This window comes from Arthrobacter sp. 01T425, from assembly GCF_056398725.1.
The window spans coordinates 103,821-121,181 of sequence record NZ_JBFTPY010000009.1 but is presented as its reverse complement, the minus strand read 5'-3'; the positions used below and the strand labels follow the sequence as shown (position 1 = coordinate 121,181).

The 17,361-nt window shown below is 66.3% G+C and carries 14 protein-coding genes; 8 read left to right on the top strand and 6 right to left on the bottom strand.

The window, feature by feature from the left end; translation table 11 throughout:
• The first annotated feature begins 185 nt into the window (after positions 1 to 185).
• Positions 186 to 2,699, top strand: coding sequence for a lysozyme (locus AC1DNG_RS11775; RefSeq protein WP_476887399.1), 2,514 nt, complete (start codon positions 186 to 188; stop codon positions 2,697 to 2,699).
• 104 nt (positions 2,700 to 2,803) lie between these two features.
• Here the strand turns inward: AC1DNG_RS11775 and AC1DNG_RS11770 are convergent, their stop codons facing one another.
• The 3 genes from AC1DNG_RS11770 to AC1DNG_RS11760 are packed head-to-tail and all read right to left on the bottom strand — an operon-like array spanning position 2,804 to position 6,002.
• Positions 2,804 to 4,213: a sugar nucleotide-binding protein gene (locus AC1DNG_RS11770; protein WP_476887398.1), complete on the bottom strand. Its 1,410-nt coding sequence runs from the start codon at positions 4,211 to 4,213 to the stop codon at positions 2,804 to 2,806.
• Positions 4,214 to 4,216: 3 nt separating this feature from the next.
• Positions 4,217 to 5,215: a dTDP-glucose 4,6-dehydratase gene (rfbB, locus tag AC1DNG_RS11765; protein ID WP_243181211.1), complete on the bottom strand. Its 999-nt coding sequence runs from the start codon at positions 5,213 to 5,215 to the stop codon at positions 4,217 to 4,219.
• Between the two features lie 31 nt (positions 5,216 to 5,246).
• On the bottom strand, positions 5,247 to 6,002 hold the full coding sequence (locus tag AC1DNG_RS11760) for a glycosyltransferase family 2 protein (RefSeq protein ID WP_476887397.1): 756 nt from the start codon (positions 6,000 to 6,002) through the stop codon (positions 5,247 to 5,249).
• 95 nt (positions 6,003 to 6,097) lie between these two features.
• Between AC1DNG_RS11760 and AC1DNG_RS11755 the strand changes: the two genes are divergently transcribed.
• From AC1DNG_RS11755 to AC1DNG_RS11725, 7 genes are all read left to right on the top strand, one after another.
• The gene (locus AC1DNG_RS11755) at positions 6,098 to 7,348 is read left to right on the top strand and encodes a polysaccharide biosynthesis protein (RefSeq protein WP_476887396.1); all 1,251 of its coding nucleotides are present in this window, start codon (positions 6,098 to 6,100) and stop codon (positions 7,346 to 7,348) included.
• Between the two features lie 123 nt (positions 7,349 to 7,471).
• On the top strand, positions 7,472 to 8,224 hold the full coding sequence (locus AC1DNG_RS11750) for a glycosyltransferase family 2 protein (protein WP_476887395.1): 753 nt from the start codon (positions 7,472 to 7,474) through the stop codon (positions 8,222 to 8,224).
• The gene (locus AC1DNG_RS11745; RefSeq protein WP_476887394.1) at positions 8,224 to 8,598 is read left to right on the top strand and encodes a DUF2304 domain-containing protein; all 375 of its coding nucleotides are present in this window, start codon (positions 8,224 to 8,226) and stop codon (positions 8,596 to 8,598) included. Before AC1DNG_RS11750 ends, AC1DNG_RS11745 begins: the two co-directional genes overlap by 1 nt.
• A 9-nt stretch (positions 8,599 to 8,607) precedes the next feature.
• A complete protein-coding gene (locus AC1DNG_RS11740; RefSeq protein ID WP_476887393.1) occupies positions 8,608 to 9,495 on the top strand; it encodes a glycosyltransferase in 888 nt (295 codons plus the stop codon).
• The gene (locus AC1DNG_RS11735; protein ID WP_476887392.1) at positions 9,492 to 10,436 is read left to right on the top strand and encodes a glycosyltransferase; all 945 of its coding nucleotides are present in this window, start codon (positions 9,492 to 9,494) and stop codon (positions 10,434 to 10,436) included. Before AC1DNG_RS11740 ends, AC1DNG_RS11735 begins: the two co-directional genes overlap by 4 nt.
• Before the next feature lie 74 nt (positions 10,437 to 10,510).
• Positions 10,511 to 11,374 carry a glucose-1-phosphate thymidylyltransferase RfbA gene (gene rfbA / locus AC1DNG_RS11730; protein ID WP_476887391.1) on the top strand — a complete coding sequence of 288 codons (864 nt, stop codon included), beginning with the start codon at positions 10,511 to 10,513 and terminating at the stop codon, positions 11,372 to 11,374.
• A 12-nt stretch (positions 11,375 to 11,386) separates the two neighbouring features.
• The gene (locus AC1DNG_RS11725) at positions 11,387 to 13,375 is read left to right on the top strand and encodes a DUF6541 family protein (protein ID WP_476887390.1); all 1,989 of its coding nucleotides are present in this window, start codon (positions 11,387 to 11,389) and stop codon (positions 13,373 to 13,375) included.
• Positions 13,376 to 13,448: 73 nt separating this feature from the next.
• Here AC1DNG_RS11725 and AC1DNG_RS11720 read toward each other — a convergent pair whose 3' ends face one another.
• The 3 genes from AC1DNG_RS11720 to AC1DNG_RS11710 all read right to left on the bottom strand — a co-directional run bounded on the left by AC1DNG_RS11720 (position 13,449) and on the right by AC1DNG_RS11710 (position 17,361).
• On the bottom strand, positions 13,449 to 15,653 hold the full coding sequence (locus AC1DNG_RS11720) for an acyltransferase family protein (RefSeq protein ID WP_476887389.1): 2,205 nt from the start codon (positions 15,651 to 15,653) through the stop codon (positions 13,449 to 13,451).
• A gap of 100 nt (positions 15,654 to 15,753) precedes the next feature.
• Positions 15,754 to 16,479, bottom strand: coding sequence for an ABC transporter ATP-binding protein (locus AC1DNG_RS11715; RefSeq protein ID WP_243181203.1), 726 nt, complete (start codon positions 16,477 to 16,479; stop codon positions 15,754 to 15,756).
• Complete coding sequence (locus AC1DNG_RS11710; RefSeq protein ID WP_476848794.1) at positions 16,480 to 17,361, bottom strand: ABC transporter permease; 882 nt, start codon at positions 17,359 to 17,361, stop codon at positions 16,480 to 16,482.

Sequence of the window (17,361 nt, the reverse complement as noted above, 5' to 3'; positions counted from 1 at the left end):
CTGGTTTCAACATGACAACTTTCACTTTCGTAACACTTGAATCACTGGTCTCAGATGTCGGCCGATGTTAGGGTGAGCGCGTTAAGTCAGACATTCTCTCAGCCCGGCCAGCTCTCTTCGTAGCCCCTCGGGCGCGAGACCGTGTGGCGCGGCTCCCACAGCGTGCCATTGCCCCGGAGCGGAACATGAAGCGCACCCTATATCCCCCCACCAGCCACCGATGCCGCCGGGCAGGGGCCATTCTCCTCGCCGCCACCCTGCTGGCCATCACCGGCGTTCCGTCGCCGGCAACCGCCGTCGAGCAGCCGGCCACGCCCCCGGCGTCTGCCACGCCGCCTGCCAGTCCGTCGCCGACGGTCACGAGCACCGTGCCGGCGCCATCCGCAACGGCCCGCCCGGCCGCCACGGCCGCCCCGGCACCGACCCCAACACAGGCAGCGGCACCGTCACCGGCACCGACCCCAACGCAGGCAGCGGCACAGTCCGCGGCGGCGCCGGGCGGCGTCAAGGACCGGGCGGCCATGGCCGCGGCGGTCGGCCCCGGTGGCGCCGAGATGGGCCAGCGCTCCGCCCGGGTCAGCGCTCCGTCGCCACTTCTGAAGGCGACCACCGAGTCCGCCGCCATTGAATCGCTTACCACGCAGGGCACGTGGTCGCCGTCGTACGGGGTCAAAGGCCTGGACGTCAGCGGCCACCAGACCAGCGTGAACTGGCAGAGCCAGTGGAACATGGGGGCCCGCTTCGCCTACGTCAAGGCCAGCGAAGGCAACTACTTCACCAATGATTCCTTCGGCGCCCAGTACGACGGCGCCCGCAGCGTCGGGATGATCCGGGGCGCCTACCACTTCGCGATCCCGAACTGGTCCTCGGGAGCTGACCAGGCACGCTTCTTCGTCCAGAACGGCGGCGGCTGGAGTGCCGACGGCCGGACCATGCCCCCGGTCCTCGACTTCGAATTCAACCCCTACGCCGGCCGCACCATCAACGGCTTCTACTTCGGCAACACCTGCTACGGCATGTCCCCCTCGCAGCTGACGTCCTGGGTGCGCGACTTCGGGAACACCATGCGGGCCCTCACGGGCCGCCTTCCCGTCATCTACACCAACACGTCGTGGTGGAACCAGTGCACGGCCAACGCGGCGGGTTTCGGCGACTACCCGCTGTGGGTCGCGTCCTACCCGCTCTCCGCCACGGACAACGCCGGGCCCGTCCCCTCCAGCTGGAGCGTTTTCAGCATGTGGCAATACAGCAGCACCGGGCCGTTCGTGGGTGACTCCAATATCTGGAACGGCGACTATGCCTCACTCCAGCGCTTCGCCGGGACGCCGCTGCCCACCGGGTCCTTCGACGACCTCTCCGTAACCCGCGACGGCGCCGCGGTCTCCCTGCGCGCCCGGGGCTGGTCGGCAGACCTGGCCAGGACATCGTCCTCGATCCAGACCCACATTTACGTGACTGATCCGTCCGGGACCACCAAGGGCTACGCCTGGCAGACCAACCAGCCCCGGCCCGATGTTGACCAGGCCCTCGGCTACGGTCCGTTGCACGGCTTCGACGGCACGGTCCGGATCACAGCGTCGGGCATGTACAAGGTCTGTGCCTACGCCATCGGGTCCTTCGGCAACACACTCCTGGACTGCAAGTCGCTCCGGGCCACCGGGGTGGAGGCACCGACGGGGTCCTTCGACAGCTTCGGCCAGGTCCGCACGGCCGACAAGGTCACGCTGCAGCTCAAGGGCTGGGCAGCCGACCTCGCCAACCCCTCGGCTTCCAGCTATGCCGACGCCTACGTCACCGACCCGGCCGGGAAAACCACCGGATACCGGATGAGCGCCAACGTCGCCCGGAAGGATGTCGCGGACGCGACCGGCCTGGGGCTGGCCCATGGCTTCGACTACCAGGTCAAAGCCACCGTTCCGGGATCGTACCGTGCGTGCGTCTACGGAATCGGGCGAAACGCCAACGTGCTGCTGTCCTGCAAGACCACAAACGTCGAGGCCAACCCCGCACCCTTCGGCTCCTACGATTCGGTGTCCCTCACCCAGGCGCCCAACGCCGCGAACTTCCAGGTGAGCGGATGGGCACTGGATCCGGTGCAGCCAGGCAAGAGCGTGCCCGTGCACGTTTACGTCCAGTCGCCCAACGGAACCAATCCCGGCTACGCCTTCACCGCGAACCGCCCGCGTCCGGACGTCAACGCCGCGCTGCAGACGGTCGGTGACCACGGTTTCCAGGTCTCGGTCCCGCTGACTGGTGCCGGGAAATACACCGTGTGCGCCTATGCCATCGGCATCGCCCCGGTCACGGCCGGCAACACCCTGCTGGCCTGCAAGTCCATCAGCGCGGCCCCGACCCCCGCCACCATGGGTTACCTGGATGCGGCCTCGATCCAGGTCACCAGCGGCAAAGCCTCCATCAAGGCATCCGGCTGGACCCTGGATCCGTCCTTCCCCGCCTCATCGATCCCGGACCACGTCTACGTGACCTCGCCTGACGGGATCCGGAAGGGGTACGCCTTCATGGCCGACCAGAAGCGCCCGGACGTCAACCGGGCCCTCGACACGGTCGGAAACCACGGCTTCACGTCATCGGTCCCCATCACCCAGCGCGGCCAGTACCGGGTGTGCGCCTACGGCGTCGCGGTCTCGATGCTGAGCCTGAACAACTCCCTGCTGGGGTGCCAAACGCTCACCTATTAGCGGTCCTGGCTGACGCCGCACCATGCACAACGCAGACCGGCCCCCGCATATGCGGGGCCGGTCTGCGTTGTGGTGCCTGGGGCTGACCGTTGAAGACCGTTAAATCAGGACCCGAGGTAGTCGCTCAGCCGTTCCGCCGCGGAAGGAACGGTGAACCCGGTCGCTTTGATCTTGTCCAGGTTGAGGGCGCTGTTCAGCGGCCGCGGCGAGACGGCCTTGCCCTTGAAGTACTCCTCGGTGCTCACACCGGTCACGGCCTCCCGCGGCTTGCCGGAGAGTTCGTAGACGTCCGCGGCGATATCCGCCCAGGACTGCTGCTCGCCGTCGTTGCTGAGGTTGTAGACACCGTACTCGGCGCCCGATTCCAGCAAGTGCCGGATGCCGGCGGCGATGTCTTCGGTGAAGCTCAGCCGCCCGATCTGGTCATCAACCACCGACGGTTCGATGCCGCGCTCGGCCAGCGAGGCCATGGTGCGGACAAAGTTGTTGCCCTCACCGATCACCCAGCTGGTGCGCACAATGTAGTGCCGGGGCACCACACTGACGACGGCGTCGCCCGCGGCTTTGGTCTGGCCGTAGACGCCCAGCGGCGCCACCGGCTCCGATTCGTCGTGCGTGGCGCGCGTGCCGTCGAAGACATAGTCCGAGGACACGTGCACCAGGGTGAGGTCGTGTTCGACGGCGGTGCGGGCCAGCCGCGCCACTGCCGTGACGTTGACTGCCCAGGCGGCCGCGCGGCCCTCGGCCGACTCGGCGGCATCCACGGCGGTGTAGGCCGCGGCGTTGATGATCGTGGAGTAGTTCTTCCAGTTCCGTCCGGCGAAGGCGTCCTCGCTGTCGAGGTCAAAATCGTCCCGGCCGGCAAACTCAACGGACGGGTCGCCGTCGTACTGCCGGCGCAGCGCCTTGCCGAGCTGGCCGTTGGCGCCGACCACGAGGACCTTCTTCGGCGGCATCGGCGTGACGTCCGCCAGGCGCGGGTGCGCCTTGTCCTTGTCCGAGAGCTCGGCCCGGCCCAGCGGCACTGGCCAGCTGATGGCCGCGGTCTCGTCGGCGAGGTTCAGGAAGGTGTACTGGCCCTGGGCGTCGGCGGACCAGTGGTCGTTGACGAGGTAGGTGTAGGCGGTGTTGTCCTCCAGCGTCTGGAAGGCGTTCCCGACCCCGCGGGGAATGAAGATGGCCTGGCTGGGGTCCATCTCGGCGGTGAACACGGCGCCGAAGGTCGGGCCTTCGCGCAGGTCCACCCAGGCGCCGAAAATCCTGCCGGTGGCCACGGAGATGAACTTGTCCCACGGCTCGGCATGGATGCCGCGGGTGGTGCCGGCGGATTCGTTGAACGAGATGTTGTTCTGCACCGGACGGAAGTCGGGCAGGCCAAGCGCCACCATCTTTTCCCGCTGCCAGTTCTCCTTGAACCAGCCCCGGTTGTCACCGTGGACCGGAAGGTCGTAGAGGACGACGCCGGGGATCGGGGTTTCGTGCGCTGTGAGCTTTTTCGAGAACTCGATCGACATAATCTACTGGCCTTGTTCCTTGTACTTGGCTTCCGTGGCGGCCTTCTGGGGCCGCCACCAGTCCTCGTTGTTCCGGTACCAGGCGATGGTGTCTTCGATGCCGGCCTCGAAGTTGGAGAACTGCGGCTTCCAGCCGAGTTCCTCGCGCAGCTTGGAGGAGTCGATGGCGTACCGCATGTCGTGGCCGGGCCGGTCCACCACGTGCTCGTACGCGTCCGGCGCCTGGCCCATGTGCTTGAGGATCAGCTCGACGACGTCCTTGTTGTTCTTCTCGCCGTCGGCGCCGATCAGGTAGGTCTCCCCGATCCGGCCCCCGGCGATGATCGCCAGGACGGCGGACGAGTGGTCGTTGGCGTGGATCCAGTCACGGACGTTCTCGCCCTTGCCGTACAGCTTGGGACGGATGCCGTCGATCACGTTGGTGATCTGGCGCGGGATGAACTTCTCCACATGCTGGTACGGACCGTAGTTGTTGGAGCAGTTGCTGATGGTTGCCTGCAGGCCGAAGGACCGCACCCAGGCGCGGACCAGCAGATCCGAGCCCGCTTTGGTGGAGGAATACGGGCTGGAGGGGTTGTAGGGCGTGCTCTCGGTGAACCGCTCCGGGTCATCGAGCTCGAGATCGCCGTAGACCTCGTCGGTGGAGATGTGGTGGAAGCGCTTGTTGTGCTTCCGCGCGGCCTCGATCAGGGTGTAGGTCCCGATGATGTTGGTGTCCAGGAACGGGCGCGGATCGTGCAGCGAGTTGTCGTTATGGGATTCCGCGGCGTAGTGCACCACGACGTCGGACCCGGCAACCAGGCGCTCCACCACGGCGGCGTCGCAGATGTCGCCCTGCACCAGCGTGAACCGGTCTGCAGGCAGGCCCGCCAGAGACTCCACATTGCCCGCGTAGGTGAGCTTGTCGAGGACCGTGACGTGGTGGTCGGTGTTCTCCAGTACGTAGTGGACGAAATTGGAGCCGATGAAGCCGGCGCCGCCGGTGACGAGAAGTTTCTGCATGAGGCCAGCTTACCGAAAGGCCGTCGCCGGCTCAGACCCGCCGGCGGATCCTCCGAAGGGCTTCGACCATAAGCCGGACCAGCATCACGCGGGCCGCGACGATCTTGGGCAGTGACCGCAGGCCGGCAGGCGTCTGGTTCGATTCGTGGATCCGGCGGTAAATGGTCGACTCGTCAAGGTGGGTTATCGATCCGGCGACATTGCCGCAGATGGCCAGCCAGAGATCGTGTGATTCCCGAACGTAAGCGGGAATCGGGGTGAAGTAGCGGTCAGCCTCCCGGCGGAAGGCCATGCCGCAGCCGTAGTACGCCCGGTACCCGATCAGGATGGCGAACAAGTTTGCCACGTGCCGCCGCGAGTCCGCGGACTTCAGCCGCGGAATCCAGGGCCGGTTTCCGCCGCCCAGCATGTCGAAATTGCTGGCGACCACCATAGAACTGGACAAGGCAGCGAGCATCAGCTCCAGCCGGCCCGGAATCCAGACATCGTCCTGGTCTGACAGGAAAACGTACTCGCCCCGGCTCAGCCGGATCGCTTCCTCGAAGCTGCGCACGTACCCCCGGTTGACAGGCGAGCGGACGAGCCTGATCCGCGGATCAACGATCCCCTCCACGATTGCGGCAGTCTCGTCGGGGGACGCATCATCGACCACGACGAGCTCGTCGTCGGGACCCAACTCGGCGAGGATGGACGCTATCTGCTCCCGGACAAAGGCCGCACCCTTGTAGGTGGCCATGCACACGCTGGCCCTGACCTTCGGCACATCGGGGCCATTCTCGTCGTTCATGCGAACCACTCTAGGCGACTCCCGGGCCAGGGGCCGGTGCGGGGCAATCGCGTATCATCGTTAGGTCAAGCCCCCCAGCACGAGGACCGTACCGCATGAGACCCGTTCTGTTCAGGCTTGCAGGCTTCACCCTGTTGCCCCTGCTGGCGCTGGTCCTGCCGTTCCTGCTCCTCCCGGTCGTTTCGCGCGTCGTGGGGGCCGCCGGCTGGTCCAGCATCACCTCCGGCCAGGCCATTGGCATCTTTGCGTCGACCATCATTCTCTGGAGCTGGAACATCTCCGGCCCGGTCGAGATTGCCCGTGCCGGCGCCTTCCCGCTGCGCGCGGCACTTTATTCCAGGAGCGTCCGTTCGCGGATCCTGCTCGCGGTCGTCGTGCTGCCAGTCATGAGCGTGATCGTCGCGCTCGTGGCCCGGGAGGGTTTCCGCCTCGATGCCATCACCATGGCCTGGGCCACGGCGCTGACCGGTTTCTCGCCCGCGTGGTACGGCATCGGCACCGGCCAGCCCCGGATCCTCGCCGTCTACGACACTCTCCCCCGCTTCTTCGCGGCCACCATCAGCGCCCCGGTCATCCTGCTCACCGGACAAGTCTGGACCTACGGGCTGGTCTCGGTCCTTACGACGCTCGTGGCTTTGATCGCATTCCACCGCCGGTTCGGCGAACCCCGGACCTGGCTGCCCCGGAGCCCGCGGAACGTCGTGCGGGAGATCGTGCCCACCGCGGGTACAGCCGGCATCAACTTCACGGGAAGCGCCTACGGCTCGTCGCCGGTTCCGATCGCCACCGCTACGGTGCCGTCGGCCGCTGCCACGGCCGGTTTCGCCTCGGCGGACGCCATCTACCGCCTGGGGCTCTTCACGATCGTGGCGCTCGGCAACACATTCCAGGGCTGGACCCTGGAGCACGATGCCGCCGACCCGCGCCGCCGCCACTTCGCGGCCATGGCTGCCCACGCGGCCCTGGGGCTCGCGGGCGGGATCTTCCTCACACTGTTCGGCCCGTGGGTCTCCGGCGTGATGTTCGGCGAAGCTGTCCGCGCGGACACCCTGACCTGTCTGTTCTACGGGGTGTCCTTCTTCTTCATCTCCTCATCGACGCCCCTGATCCGGAATGTGCTGATCCCCGCCCAGCGCCAGAAGTCGGTGCTGATGTGGACCGCGGTTTCCGCCGTCGTCGGCGTGCTGCTCATGGTGGCGGCCGGGCTGGCGGCCAACGTCCCCGCCATCGCCCTGGGCATGGCAGTGAGCGAGGCCCTCCTGTTCCTGGGCCTGCTGCGCCCTTCCCTCCGGATCCTGCCAGCGGGCGCCCGCGGCCGGGGCCGGAAGGTAGGATCAGCAGCGTGATCGCCAGATGCCCGCGGCCGGTCGCCGCCGTCAGCACCGCATGCCCCCGGGTGATCACGAATCCCGAGCCGGACGCCGCCCACTCCGTCAGCCGCCTCCGGGCCGTTGATATATTGGAGAACTATGAAAATTCTTGACTCGACCCGTGTGCTGGTCATAATGCCGGCGTGGAACGAAGCCGAGTCCGTGGGGAATACCGTCCGGGAAGTGCTCAGCGTCGGCCGGCCCTACGATGTCCTGGTGGTCAATGATGGCTCTGCGGATGCCACCGCGACGGTCGCGAAAAACGCTGGCGCCACCGTCCTGACGCTGCCGTTCAACCTGGGCGTCGGCGGTGCCATGAGGGCCGGTTTCAAGTACGCCCAGCGCCTCGGTTACCAGCGCGTGATCCAGGTGGACGCCGACGGACAGCACGATCCCCGCAATATCCACGAGGTCCTTGCAGGCCTGGAGCACGCGGACATCTCCATCGGTGCCCGCTTTGCCGACCGCGGCGACTATTCGGTCAGCGGGCCCCGCAAGTGGGCCATGCAGCTCCTCGCCAAGGTCATCTCAGCACTGGCCAAGACCCGGCTCACGGACGTGACCAGCGGCTTCCGGGCCGCGAACGGGCGCGCCATCAACCAGTACCTGGACCACTACCCTGCGGAGTATCTGGGTGACACCATCGACTCCCTGGTGGTGGCGATCCGCTCCGGCTGCCGGGTGACCCAGGTCCCCGTGGAAATGCGCCCGCGCCAAGGCGGGACTCCCAGCCACAACCCCGTCAAGTCCGCCGTCTACCTCGGCCGGTCCGTCTTCGCCCTCATGTTCGCGCTGACCCGCAAGCGGTCCACCATTTCCGACCCCGCGACCGCCGCCAAAGGAGCCGTCTAATGGGCAACTGGCCCGCCTTTTTCCTTGCCCTGGCGATCGTCGGCGTCGTCTTCGAGATGCTCCGCCGGAAGAAGCTTCGCGAGAAATACGCAGCACTCTGGCTCTTCGTGGGCATCGGCACGCTGGTTCTGGCCGCGTTTCCGAGCCTGCTGACGATCGTGGCCGAACGCGTCGGCGTCCAGCTGCCGTCCAATCTGCTGTTCATCATCAGCATCCTGCTGCTGCTCGGTGTCTGCCTGCACTTGTCCTGGGAGCTGTCCGTGGTCGAGGACGAGACCCGCACCCTCGCGGAGGAAGTGGCCATCCTCCGGACCATGGTCGAGGACATGTCCTCCCGGGACGGCGACGCTACGGCGACGCCGACCACGAAGTAGGAGGCCCCGGTGGCACTGGACATCTTTATCCCCTACTGGGGCGACGTTAACTACATGAAACTGGCCGTCGACAGCGTCCTGGCCCAGACCAGCCCGGACTGGCGCCTGACGGTGGTTGACGACGCCTACCCGGGCGACGACGTCAGACGCTACGTCGAGGCCGCGGACGATTCCCGGATCACGTATGTCCGCAAGGATAAGAACGAGGGCATCACCGAGAACTTCAGGACCTGCGTCTCGCTGGCCAGCCAGGACGTACTGGTGGTCATGGGATGCGACGACCTTCTGCTGCCGAACTTCGTGGACGTCGTGCTGCGCGCCCACGCCGAATTCCCCGACGCCTGGATTATCCAGCCCGGCGTCCAGATCATCGACGAGGACGGCAAACCCTCCGTTCCCCTGGTGGACATCGTCAAGCAGCGGCTGGTCAAACCGCGCGGAACCGGGTCCCGGCTCGTGGGCGGCGAGCGGCTGGCGGTCAGCCTCCTGCACGGCGACTGGCTCTACTGGCCTTCCCTGGCCTTCCGCCGCGACCGGATTCGGGACTACGACTTCCGTGACGGTTTCCCCGTCATCCAGGATCTCGCCCTCGTCATGGACATGGTACTTGGCGGGGCTGAGCTTCTGATCGTCCCGGATATCTGCTTCGAATACCGTCGGCACACTCACAGCGCGTCCTCCGCGAAACTCGTCGACGGGTCCCGGTTCGTCGGTGAGCGTGACTTCTTCGACCTGGCCGCGGCGCTGTGCACGGCGAAGGGCTGGCGCAAGGCGGCCCGCGCCGCCCGGCTGCGGCTCACGTCCCGGGCGCACGCACTCCTGATCCTCGCCGGCACGCTCCGGCAAAGTGCCTCCGGGACGCTCGGCATCCTCCTGCGGCATTCCTTCGGAAGGTGAGCGAACCCCACGTGACCGGCGAGTCCCCCGTCCCTGCCACGGGCGCCACGGGCGCCACCGGCGTCACCGGCGTCGTCACCGCGTTCCGGCCGACGGCGGCGCTGATCGGCAACGTCGAATCGCTGCGGGAGCAGGTGGACGCCGTCGTGGTGGTTGACGACGGCGGCGGCCCCGGCTTCGAACCGGTCTTCGCCGCGCTGGCCGCCGCCGGCGCAGAAGTGGTGCGCCTCCCGGAGAACGCCGGCATCGGCGCCGCCTTGAACGCCGGCATCCGCGCGGCACGCCGGCACGGCAACCCGGACTTCATCCTGACCGTGGACCAGGACTCCCTGCTGCCCGCGGGTTATGTGCAGGCGCTGCGCCGCGCCGCCGCGGACGCGCGGGCCGCCGGCGTCGAGCCCGGCCTCATCTCCCCGTCCAGGATCCACGGAAACCCGGTGCTGCGCGCCGGGACCCGGAACGGCGTCGCCCTGGGCCGGGAGCCGATCCAGTCGGGCCTCCTGATCCCGGCCGGCACGCTGGACGCCCTTGGCGGGTTCTGGGAAGAGCTCTTCATCGACCTGGTCGACACCGAGTACTATTACCGCGCACTCGCCGCGGGCCTGCCCACCGTCCTCGCGGCGGCGGAGTTCGACCACTCCCTGGGAACGATGGTGGAGGCCAAGGTGTTTGGCCGGCCCGTACCGGCGGGCGGCCGTCCGCTGCAGGTGCGCACCGCCGCGACCTGGCGCTACTACTACATCTTCAGGAACCGCCTGGTCACGGGCCGCCGGTATGCGGTCCGGTATCCCGCCTGGGTGGCCGGCGGGATGTGGGGCGATCTGCGGCACCTGCTGATCGTGACCCTGTTGGCGCCCGGCCGCACCGCCCGGCTCGGCTCGGCACTCCGCGGCATGGCCGACGGCCTCCGCGGTCGCACCGGGCGCCGTCATTCGGCCTGACACCACCGGGCACGCGGGCCAGCAGGGCCTCACGGGTTTGGCCGAGTGCAGACCCGTAGGAGAGGATGTATACCATGCGCGGAATAATTCTTGCCGGCGGGACCGGCTCTCGTCTCCATCCCATCACCCACGGCATCAGCAAGCAGCTCGTCCCGGTATACGACAAGCCGATGATTTACTACCCACTGTCGACGCTGATCCTGGCCGGCATCCGGGACATCCTGATCATCACCACCCCGCATGACGCCGAGCAGTTCAAGCGCCTCCTCGGCGACGGTTCGCAGTTCGGCATCAACCTCAGCTATGTACAGCAGGCCTCCCCCGACGGACTGGCCCAGGCCTTCATCCTCGGCGAAGAGCACATCGGCAACCAGACTGTTGCCCTGGTGCTGGGTGACAACATCTTCTACGGCCAGGGGATGGGAACCCAGCTGCGCAAGCATGAAGACATCGACGGCGGTGCTGTTTTCGGCTACTGGGTCAAGAACCCCAAGGCCTACGGTGTCGTCGAGTTCGATGACACCGGCCAGGCCGTCTCGCTGGAGGAAAAGCCGGAGCGGCCCAAGTCCCACTACGCCGTGCCCGGACTGTACTTCTACGACAACGACGTCGTCGGGATCGCCAAGGACCTGAAGCCCTCGCCCCGCGGCGAGCTGGAAATCACCGACGTCAACCGGACCTACCTCGAGATGGGCAAGCTCCGCGTCGAAATCCTGCCCCGCGGCACGGCCTGGCTGGACACCGGAACCTTCGATGACCTCAACGACGCGTCGAACTTCATCCGGACGGTCGAGAACCGTCAGGGCCTGAAGATCGGCGCCCCGGAGGAGATCGCCTGGCGCCAGGGCTTCCTGAACGACGATGAACTCCGCCAGCGCGCCGAGCCGCTGGTCAAGAGCGGGTACGGTGCCTACCTCCTCGGACTCCTGGAGCCGTAATCCTTCATGTGGATGTCTGTCTTACCGCAGGTCCTGATCGCCTGCGCTGTCCTGGTCCTGCCCGGGCTGATCATCTCCGTTGCCCTGCGATTCAGGGGATTCAGCGCCTTGGCGCTGGCCCCCGCGTTGACCGTGGGTGTTGTGGTCATCACGTCCACGTTGGCCCCGTTCCTGAAGGTGAGGTTCGGGCTGCTCCCCGTGGCAGTGGTGGCGGCGGCTCTGTCCCTGCTCGGTTTGTGGGCGGCGCGGTTCCGTCCCTCCGGCCCGGCCGCAACCGGCCTGAATCCGTTGAGGGTGCCGGACGTCCGCGGCGACCTCGCGGCGCTGGCCGGAGCCGTCATCGCCGGCGGGCTCCTCGCTGTCCACACCGTCCATCTCATCGGCAGCCCGCAGGCCATTTCCCAGACGTATGACGCCGTCTTCCACCTGAATTCGGTCAGGTTTGCCCTGGATACCGGCCAGGCGTCGTCGTTGACCCTGGGTGCGATGACCGGCGGCGGCGCCTACCCGGCCGGCTGGAACGCTGTAGCCACCCTCGTCGCCATGGCAACGGGCGCGAGCGTCCCGCTCGCCGTCAATATCACCAGCATCGTCCTTGCGGCCGTGTTCTGGCCGTTGGGATGTCTTCTGTTGGCGCGTTCCGTGGTGGGGGGACGCCCCGCCGCGCTGGTCGCCGCAGGCATTGCGGCGGCGTCGCTGGGTGCCTTCCCGCTGCTCATGATGGACTTTGGGGTCCTGTATCCCAACCTGCTGGCCATTAGCGTGTTGCCCTCCAGCGTCGCCCTGGCGGCGGCGTGTGCCGGGTTGACGCCCGGACTTGTCCGCCGCGATCTCGCCTCGATACTTGCCCTGCTGCTGGCGCTCACCGGCCTGATTGTCGCCCATCCCACGACGTTCATGGCCTGGCTGACGTGGACACTGCCCATGGTGGTGACGCTGGTGTGGCGCTCTGCGGCTGCCCTTCGTCGGAAGCAGGCCCGCGCCCGCTCGTACGTCTTGAGGCTGGCGTTGCCGGTCGCCGGGTACGCCGTCGCGTTCGACCTGCTGTGGACCAATCTGCGCCCGCCCTTGGAGGCTTCGTTCTGGGGCCCGTACCAGAGCATTCCGAAGGCCATTGGCGAAGCCGTCACCATCTCCCCCGATGGCCTGGCACTGGCCTGGCTCGTGGCCCCGCTGGTATTCCTCGGCCTCTGGGCGTGCTTCCAGGACCGCTGGCAGCGGGTGTGGATAGCCGCCGTCTTCGCACTGTTCACCTACCTGTTCGTTGTGGTCTCCGGTTTTACCAAGTCAGACACCCGGGACTTCCTGACCGGCGTCTGGTACAACGACAGCTACCGGATTGCCGCCTTGCTGCCGCTGGTCGCGGTGCTGCTGGTCGCCGTCGGCGTTGACTGGGCAGGGCGCCGCATCCTGGCGATGCGCGGCCGGTCCAAGGCCCTCGAGCTGGCTCTGGACGGCTCTCCGCGCTGGGGGCGCGCCGGAACCGTGGCCTACCGGACCGTGGCCGTCGCCGTCGTCGTGCTGGCCGCCACCGCCCTGGGACAACAGGGCGGCCTGGAGCTGGAGGTCGAACAGGGCTCGAGAAACTACAGGCTCGCCGCCGATTCCCCGCTGGTCTCCACCGACGAGCTCCAGCTCATGGAGCGCCTGCCCCAGACTGTTCCCGAAAATGCCCTGTTGATCGACAACCCCTACACCGGCGCGGCGCTGTCCTACGCGCTGGGCGAGCGCAAGTCCGCCCAGCTGCATGTCATGAGCTACGTCTCCCCGGATGTTCAGCGGATCTACGATTCGATGGGCAACGTGACGACGGACGCCAGCGTGTGCCAGGCAGTCCGGGCGGCGAATGCCTACTACATCCTGGACTTCGGCCCGGTCGAAGTGCACGGCGGCAACCACACCCCCGCGGGCCTGCGCAACCTCGCAGCGAACCCCGGCGTGAAGCTCGTTGACAGCCAGGGCGAGGCCAAGCTCTACAAGGTCACCGCCTGCGGGAACTGAACCCCGGCGCTTCGTCAGGCTCCGGAGCCTGACGCGGAGCCTGCTCCGCAGCCACTCCAGCCCCGGCCGCAGCCTAGAAGCTGAGCTGCCGGGCCAGCACCGGTGCCAACGTCTTTGCAAAGGTGTTGGTCATGTGGTTGTCCCTGTACACGAGCACATTGCCGATGACGGCCGGGCAGATCCCCTGCCGGCAAAAGTAGGCGGACACATCGAGAACCTCGACGCCAGGCACGCGTGCTCCGGCCAGCTGCAGGGGGTCTGCGGTGCCGGCGTCGGACGTCGTGAACTGGCACTTGGGCGAATCGGGTCCATTGACCTGCACGCAGTCCGGCGCCGAGAAGTCCGGATACGGCATGTCGGGCACAACAGCCACGCGAATCCCGGCTTCACGGAGTGGCTTCAAGAGCTGGACATAGCCGTTGACGAGTTCTTCCGGGCTGCCCCACGTCCAATTGAGGGCTTCGCGGTAGCCGGCCGGTGCCATTCCCGATACCACCACCAACCGTGGCCGCAGCTGCAGGATGCGCTTCAGAGTGGCCTTGTTCTGTTCGGAACAACTGCGGTACACCGTGGTGCCACTCGCGGCCGGCGCTGCCGTGAAGGGGCACCCGTTCCGGACCATGGCCTGCACCTTCCAGCCCCCGGCTGCGCCGGCAATCACGAGCGGATCCACGTACTGCGCTGCGTGTGAGTCCCCGACGACGACCACCGTTTGGGTGGCGTCCGGCGCGCCGAAAACGCATTGGTCAGCCCCGGTGACGGCCGGGTTGAATTTTCCGCAGGTTTCCGTCCAGGTCAGTGGCACATCCTTCATGGCGACGGCGGGATCGGGCCGGACGGGCACGCCGTCGGGGACGGCGGCGGGCCGGACGGGATCAAACGCCGTCGCGCCAGGATAGTCGCGCAGATTCAAGGCCGCGTTCAGCTGCTGCGACTTGGCCTCGACGACGCCCCACGGCACCGCAGCTGCCACGATCGATGCCACGATCAGTCCTGCTGCCAGGACGAAGGCGTTCCGGCGCAGGGATCCCTTTCGTCCCGGCAGCGGCGACGGTCCCTGGGCAGCTGGAGTTCCGTGGCGGAACTTCTGTTCGACGAGGTGGTAGGAGGCCACGGCCAGCGCCAGGCTGATGGCCACCATGGCGGTTCCCTGAATGATTCCCGGAGCCCGCCCGAGGTGGAAGACATAGAACACGACGACGGGCCAATGCCACAGGTACAAGGAGTACGAAAGATCGCCGACGTAGGTCACCGGCCGCAGGCTCAGGACCCGGCTTGCCGAGTAACCGACCGTGCTGCCCGGGGCGTTCTGCGTAGCCGGTCCGGCCGCCGGCGAACCCACTGTGAGCAGCAGCAATGTCCCTACGACGGGCAGGAGCGCGATGCTGCCCGGGAAGTCCATCGCAACGGAGAGGGCCATCGCGGAAAAGACAATCACGCCCAGGCCGATCCAGCCCGAAAGCAAGGCCAAGACCGGGCGCAGGCGCAATTTGGGAATCAGCAGGGCGCCGATGCCCCCGGCGCCGAGCTCCCAGATGCGCGTGGTGGTCGCAAAGTACGCCATGTCATGCTGCGAGGACGAGAAGGTGACACTGTGGACGAAGGACGCCAGAGACACCAACGCCAGGACCCACAAGGATACGGTTTCGATCCGGACGCGCCGCTTCACAGTGACGGCCACTCCCGCCAGCAGGATGACGGGGATGATGAGGTAGAACTGCTCTTCCACCGCCAGGGACCAGAAGTGCTGCACCGGGGAGACCAGGGCGGTCGCCGCGGCGTAACTGTCCACGCTGAAGGCCTGATTCCAGTTCTGCACCTGCAGGGCGGACATGATCACGTCCAGGGAAATGGACTGCCAACGGTTCTGCGGCAGCAGGACCACGGCGCCCAGCATGGTCGCCAGCAGAACCGTGGTGGCAGCCGGCAGCAGGCGCCTGATCCGTTTCGCGTAGAAGCTGGCGAGCCGGATGCGTCCGGTACGCGCCAGTTCCTGGACGAGCGATCCCACGATCAGGAAGCCGGAGATGACGAAAAAGACGTCGACCCCGACAAAACCGCCGGGGAGAATACCGGGCCAGACGTGGTAGATGATCACCATGCCCACCGCCAGGGTGCGGAGCCCCTGAATGTCCAGTCGCCGGCTGTTCCTTCCCGCGCTGGAGGCGCCCGCATGGCTGGCGGGTCTGGCTTGCTCGGGGTAACCCTGGGGCTGGGGCAGAACAGCCGCCGACGGCAAACAGGTCACGGTTCTCTTTCTGTTTTCAAACAACGTCATCGTTATTGTGCGCTGGGTGCGCTTGCCGGGAACCTGAAGGGACCATGTCCACTGGACATGGTCCCAACAGGTGCCCTGCCGTTACCGGCTCGGGTACTGCCTAGGCCCGCAGGCGGGCAACGGCCTCATGAATAGGTCCGTCGAATAATACGTTGCCGTGCTCGAGATAGACACCCCGGGAACAAATGCGCGAGACCAGGTCAAGATCGTGGCTGACAACCACCAGAGTCTTGCCCTGCTGGGCCAGTTCCTGAATCTTGGCTATGCACTTGCGCTGGAACGGCTCATCTCCGACGGCGAGGATTTCGTCGATCAGGAAGACCTCGGGGTCGGTGTGGACTGCCACGGAAAACGCCAGGCGCAGGTACATGCCGGACGAATAGAACTTGACTTCCGTGTCGATGAATTCGCCGATCTCGGAGAATTCGATTATCGCGTCGAAGCGTTCGTTGATCTGCTTCTCTGTCATCCCCAGGATCGCTCCATTGAGGTACACGTTGTCGCGGCCGGACAGGTCAGGATGGAAACCCGCCCCGACCTCGATCAGCCCGGCCACGCGGCCGCGTGTATAGACACTGCCGGAATCCGGGAGCATCACGCCGGAGATGTGCTTGAGCAGCGTGGACTTGCCGGAGCCGTTGAGGCCGAGCAGCGCCACGGTCTCCCCCGTTTCCACCATCAGGGAGACGTCCTTCAGGGCGTGGAACTTCTTGGAAAGATCCCCCTTGCGGCCCTTCACGAGCCAGACAACCGCCTCTTTGATGGAACGGGTGTGGCGGAGCACGAACTCCTTGCTGACATTGGAAACTTCAATCGCGTTTGCCATCTAGAGCTCCTGGGCAAAGCGGCCTTCAAGCCGCCGAAAAGTTAGCTGTCCCAGTGCCAGGACCACCAGCGAAATGATCATGCCGACCGGCAGCCACAGGCTGAACAGGTTCGGCGGCATCGCGGCAGAACCGTCAGTTGTGGGGTACCAGAAGGCATAGTGGAACAACTCGACGCCGACCGTGATGGGGTTTGCCTGGTAGAGGGCGAAGAGCCCGGGTCCCAGCTTTGATTCCACCATGGTCCAGGAGTACATGACGGGCGATGCCCAGGTCGCCACCATCAGGAGCATGTCAACGAGGTTTTCCGAATCACGGAAATACACGTTGGCGGCCCCGAACAACAGCCCGAGCCCGGTGGCCAGGAAGCCCACAATGGCGAATCCGCCTACCGCCGCCAGGAGCTGGAACGCGTCCGGGTGCCACCCGGCGACGACGCATCCGATTACCAGGACAACGAGTTGGGGGAAGAAATGCACGGCCGATACCCAGACCGACGCCACCGGGAACAGCTCCCGGGGAAGATAGATCTTCTTAATCAGGTTGCCGTTGTTCACGATCGATCGCGCGGAGTTCCCGAGGGCTTCGGAGAAGAAGTTGATCAGCACGATTCCGGAGAAGAGATACACGGCATAGTTCGAGAGGCCGTCCGGGTTCCGTGCACTGCGTTCCAGGCCCAGGAAGACGCCCAGGGCCACATAGAACACGAGAAACTGCACAGCGGGCTTCACATAGGACCAAAGGAGACCCAGAACGGAGCCGCGGTAGCGGACTTTCAGTTCCTTGCGGACCAGCAGTTTCAGCAGAAAACTGGACTGGCGAAGATCCCGAAATCCACCACCGAGACCCGGGCGGGTCAATTCCCCGGAAATCGTGGTTGTCAC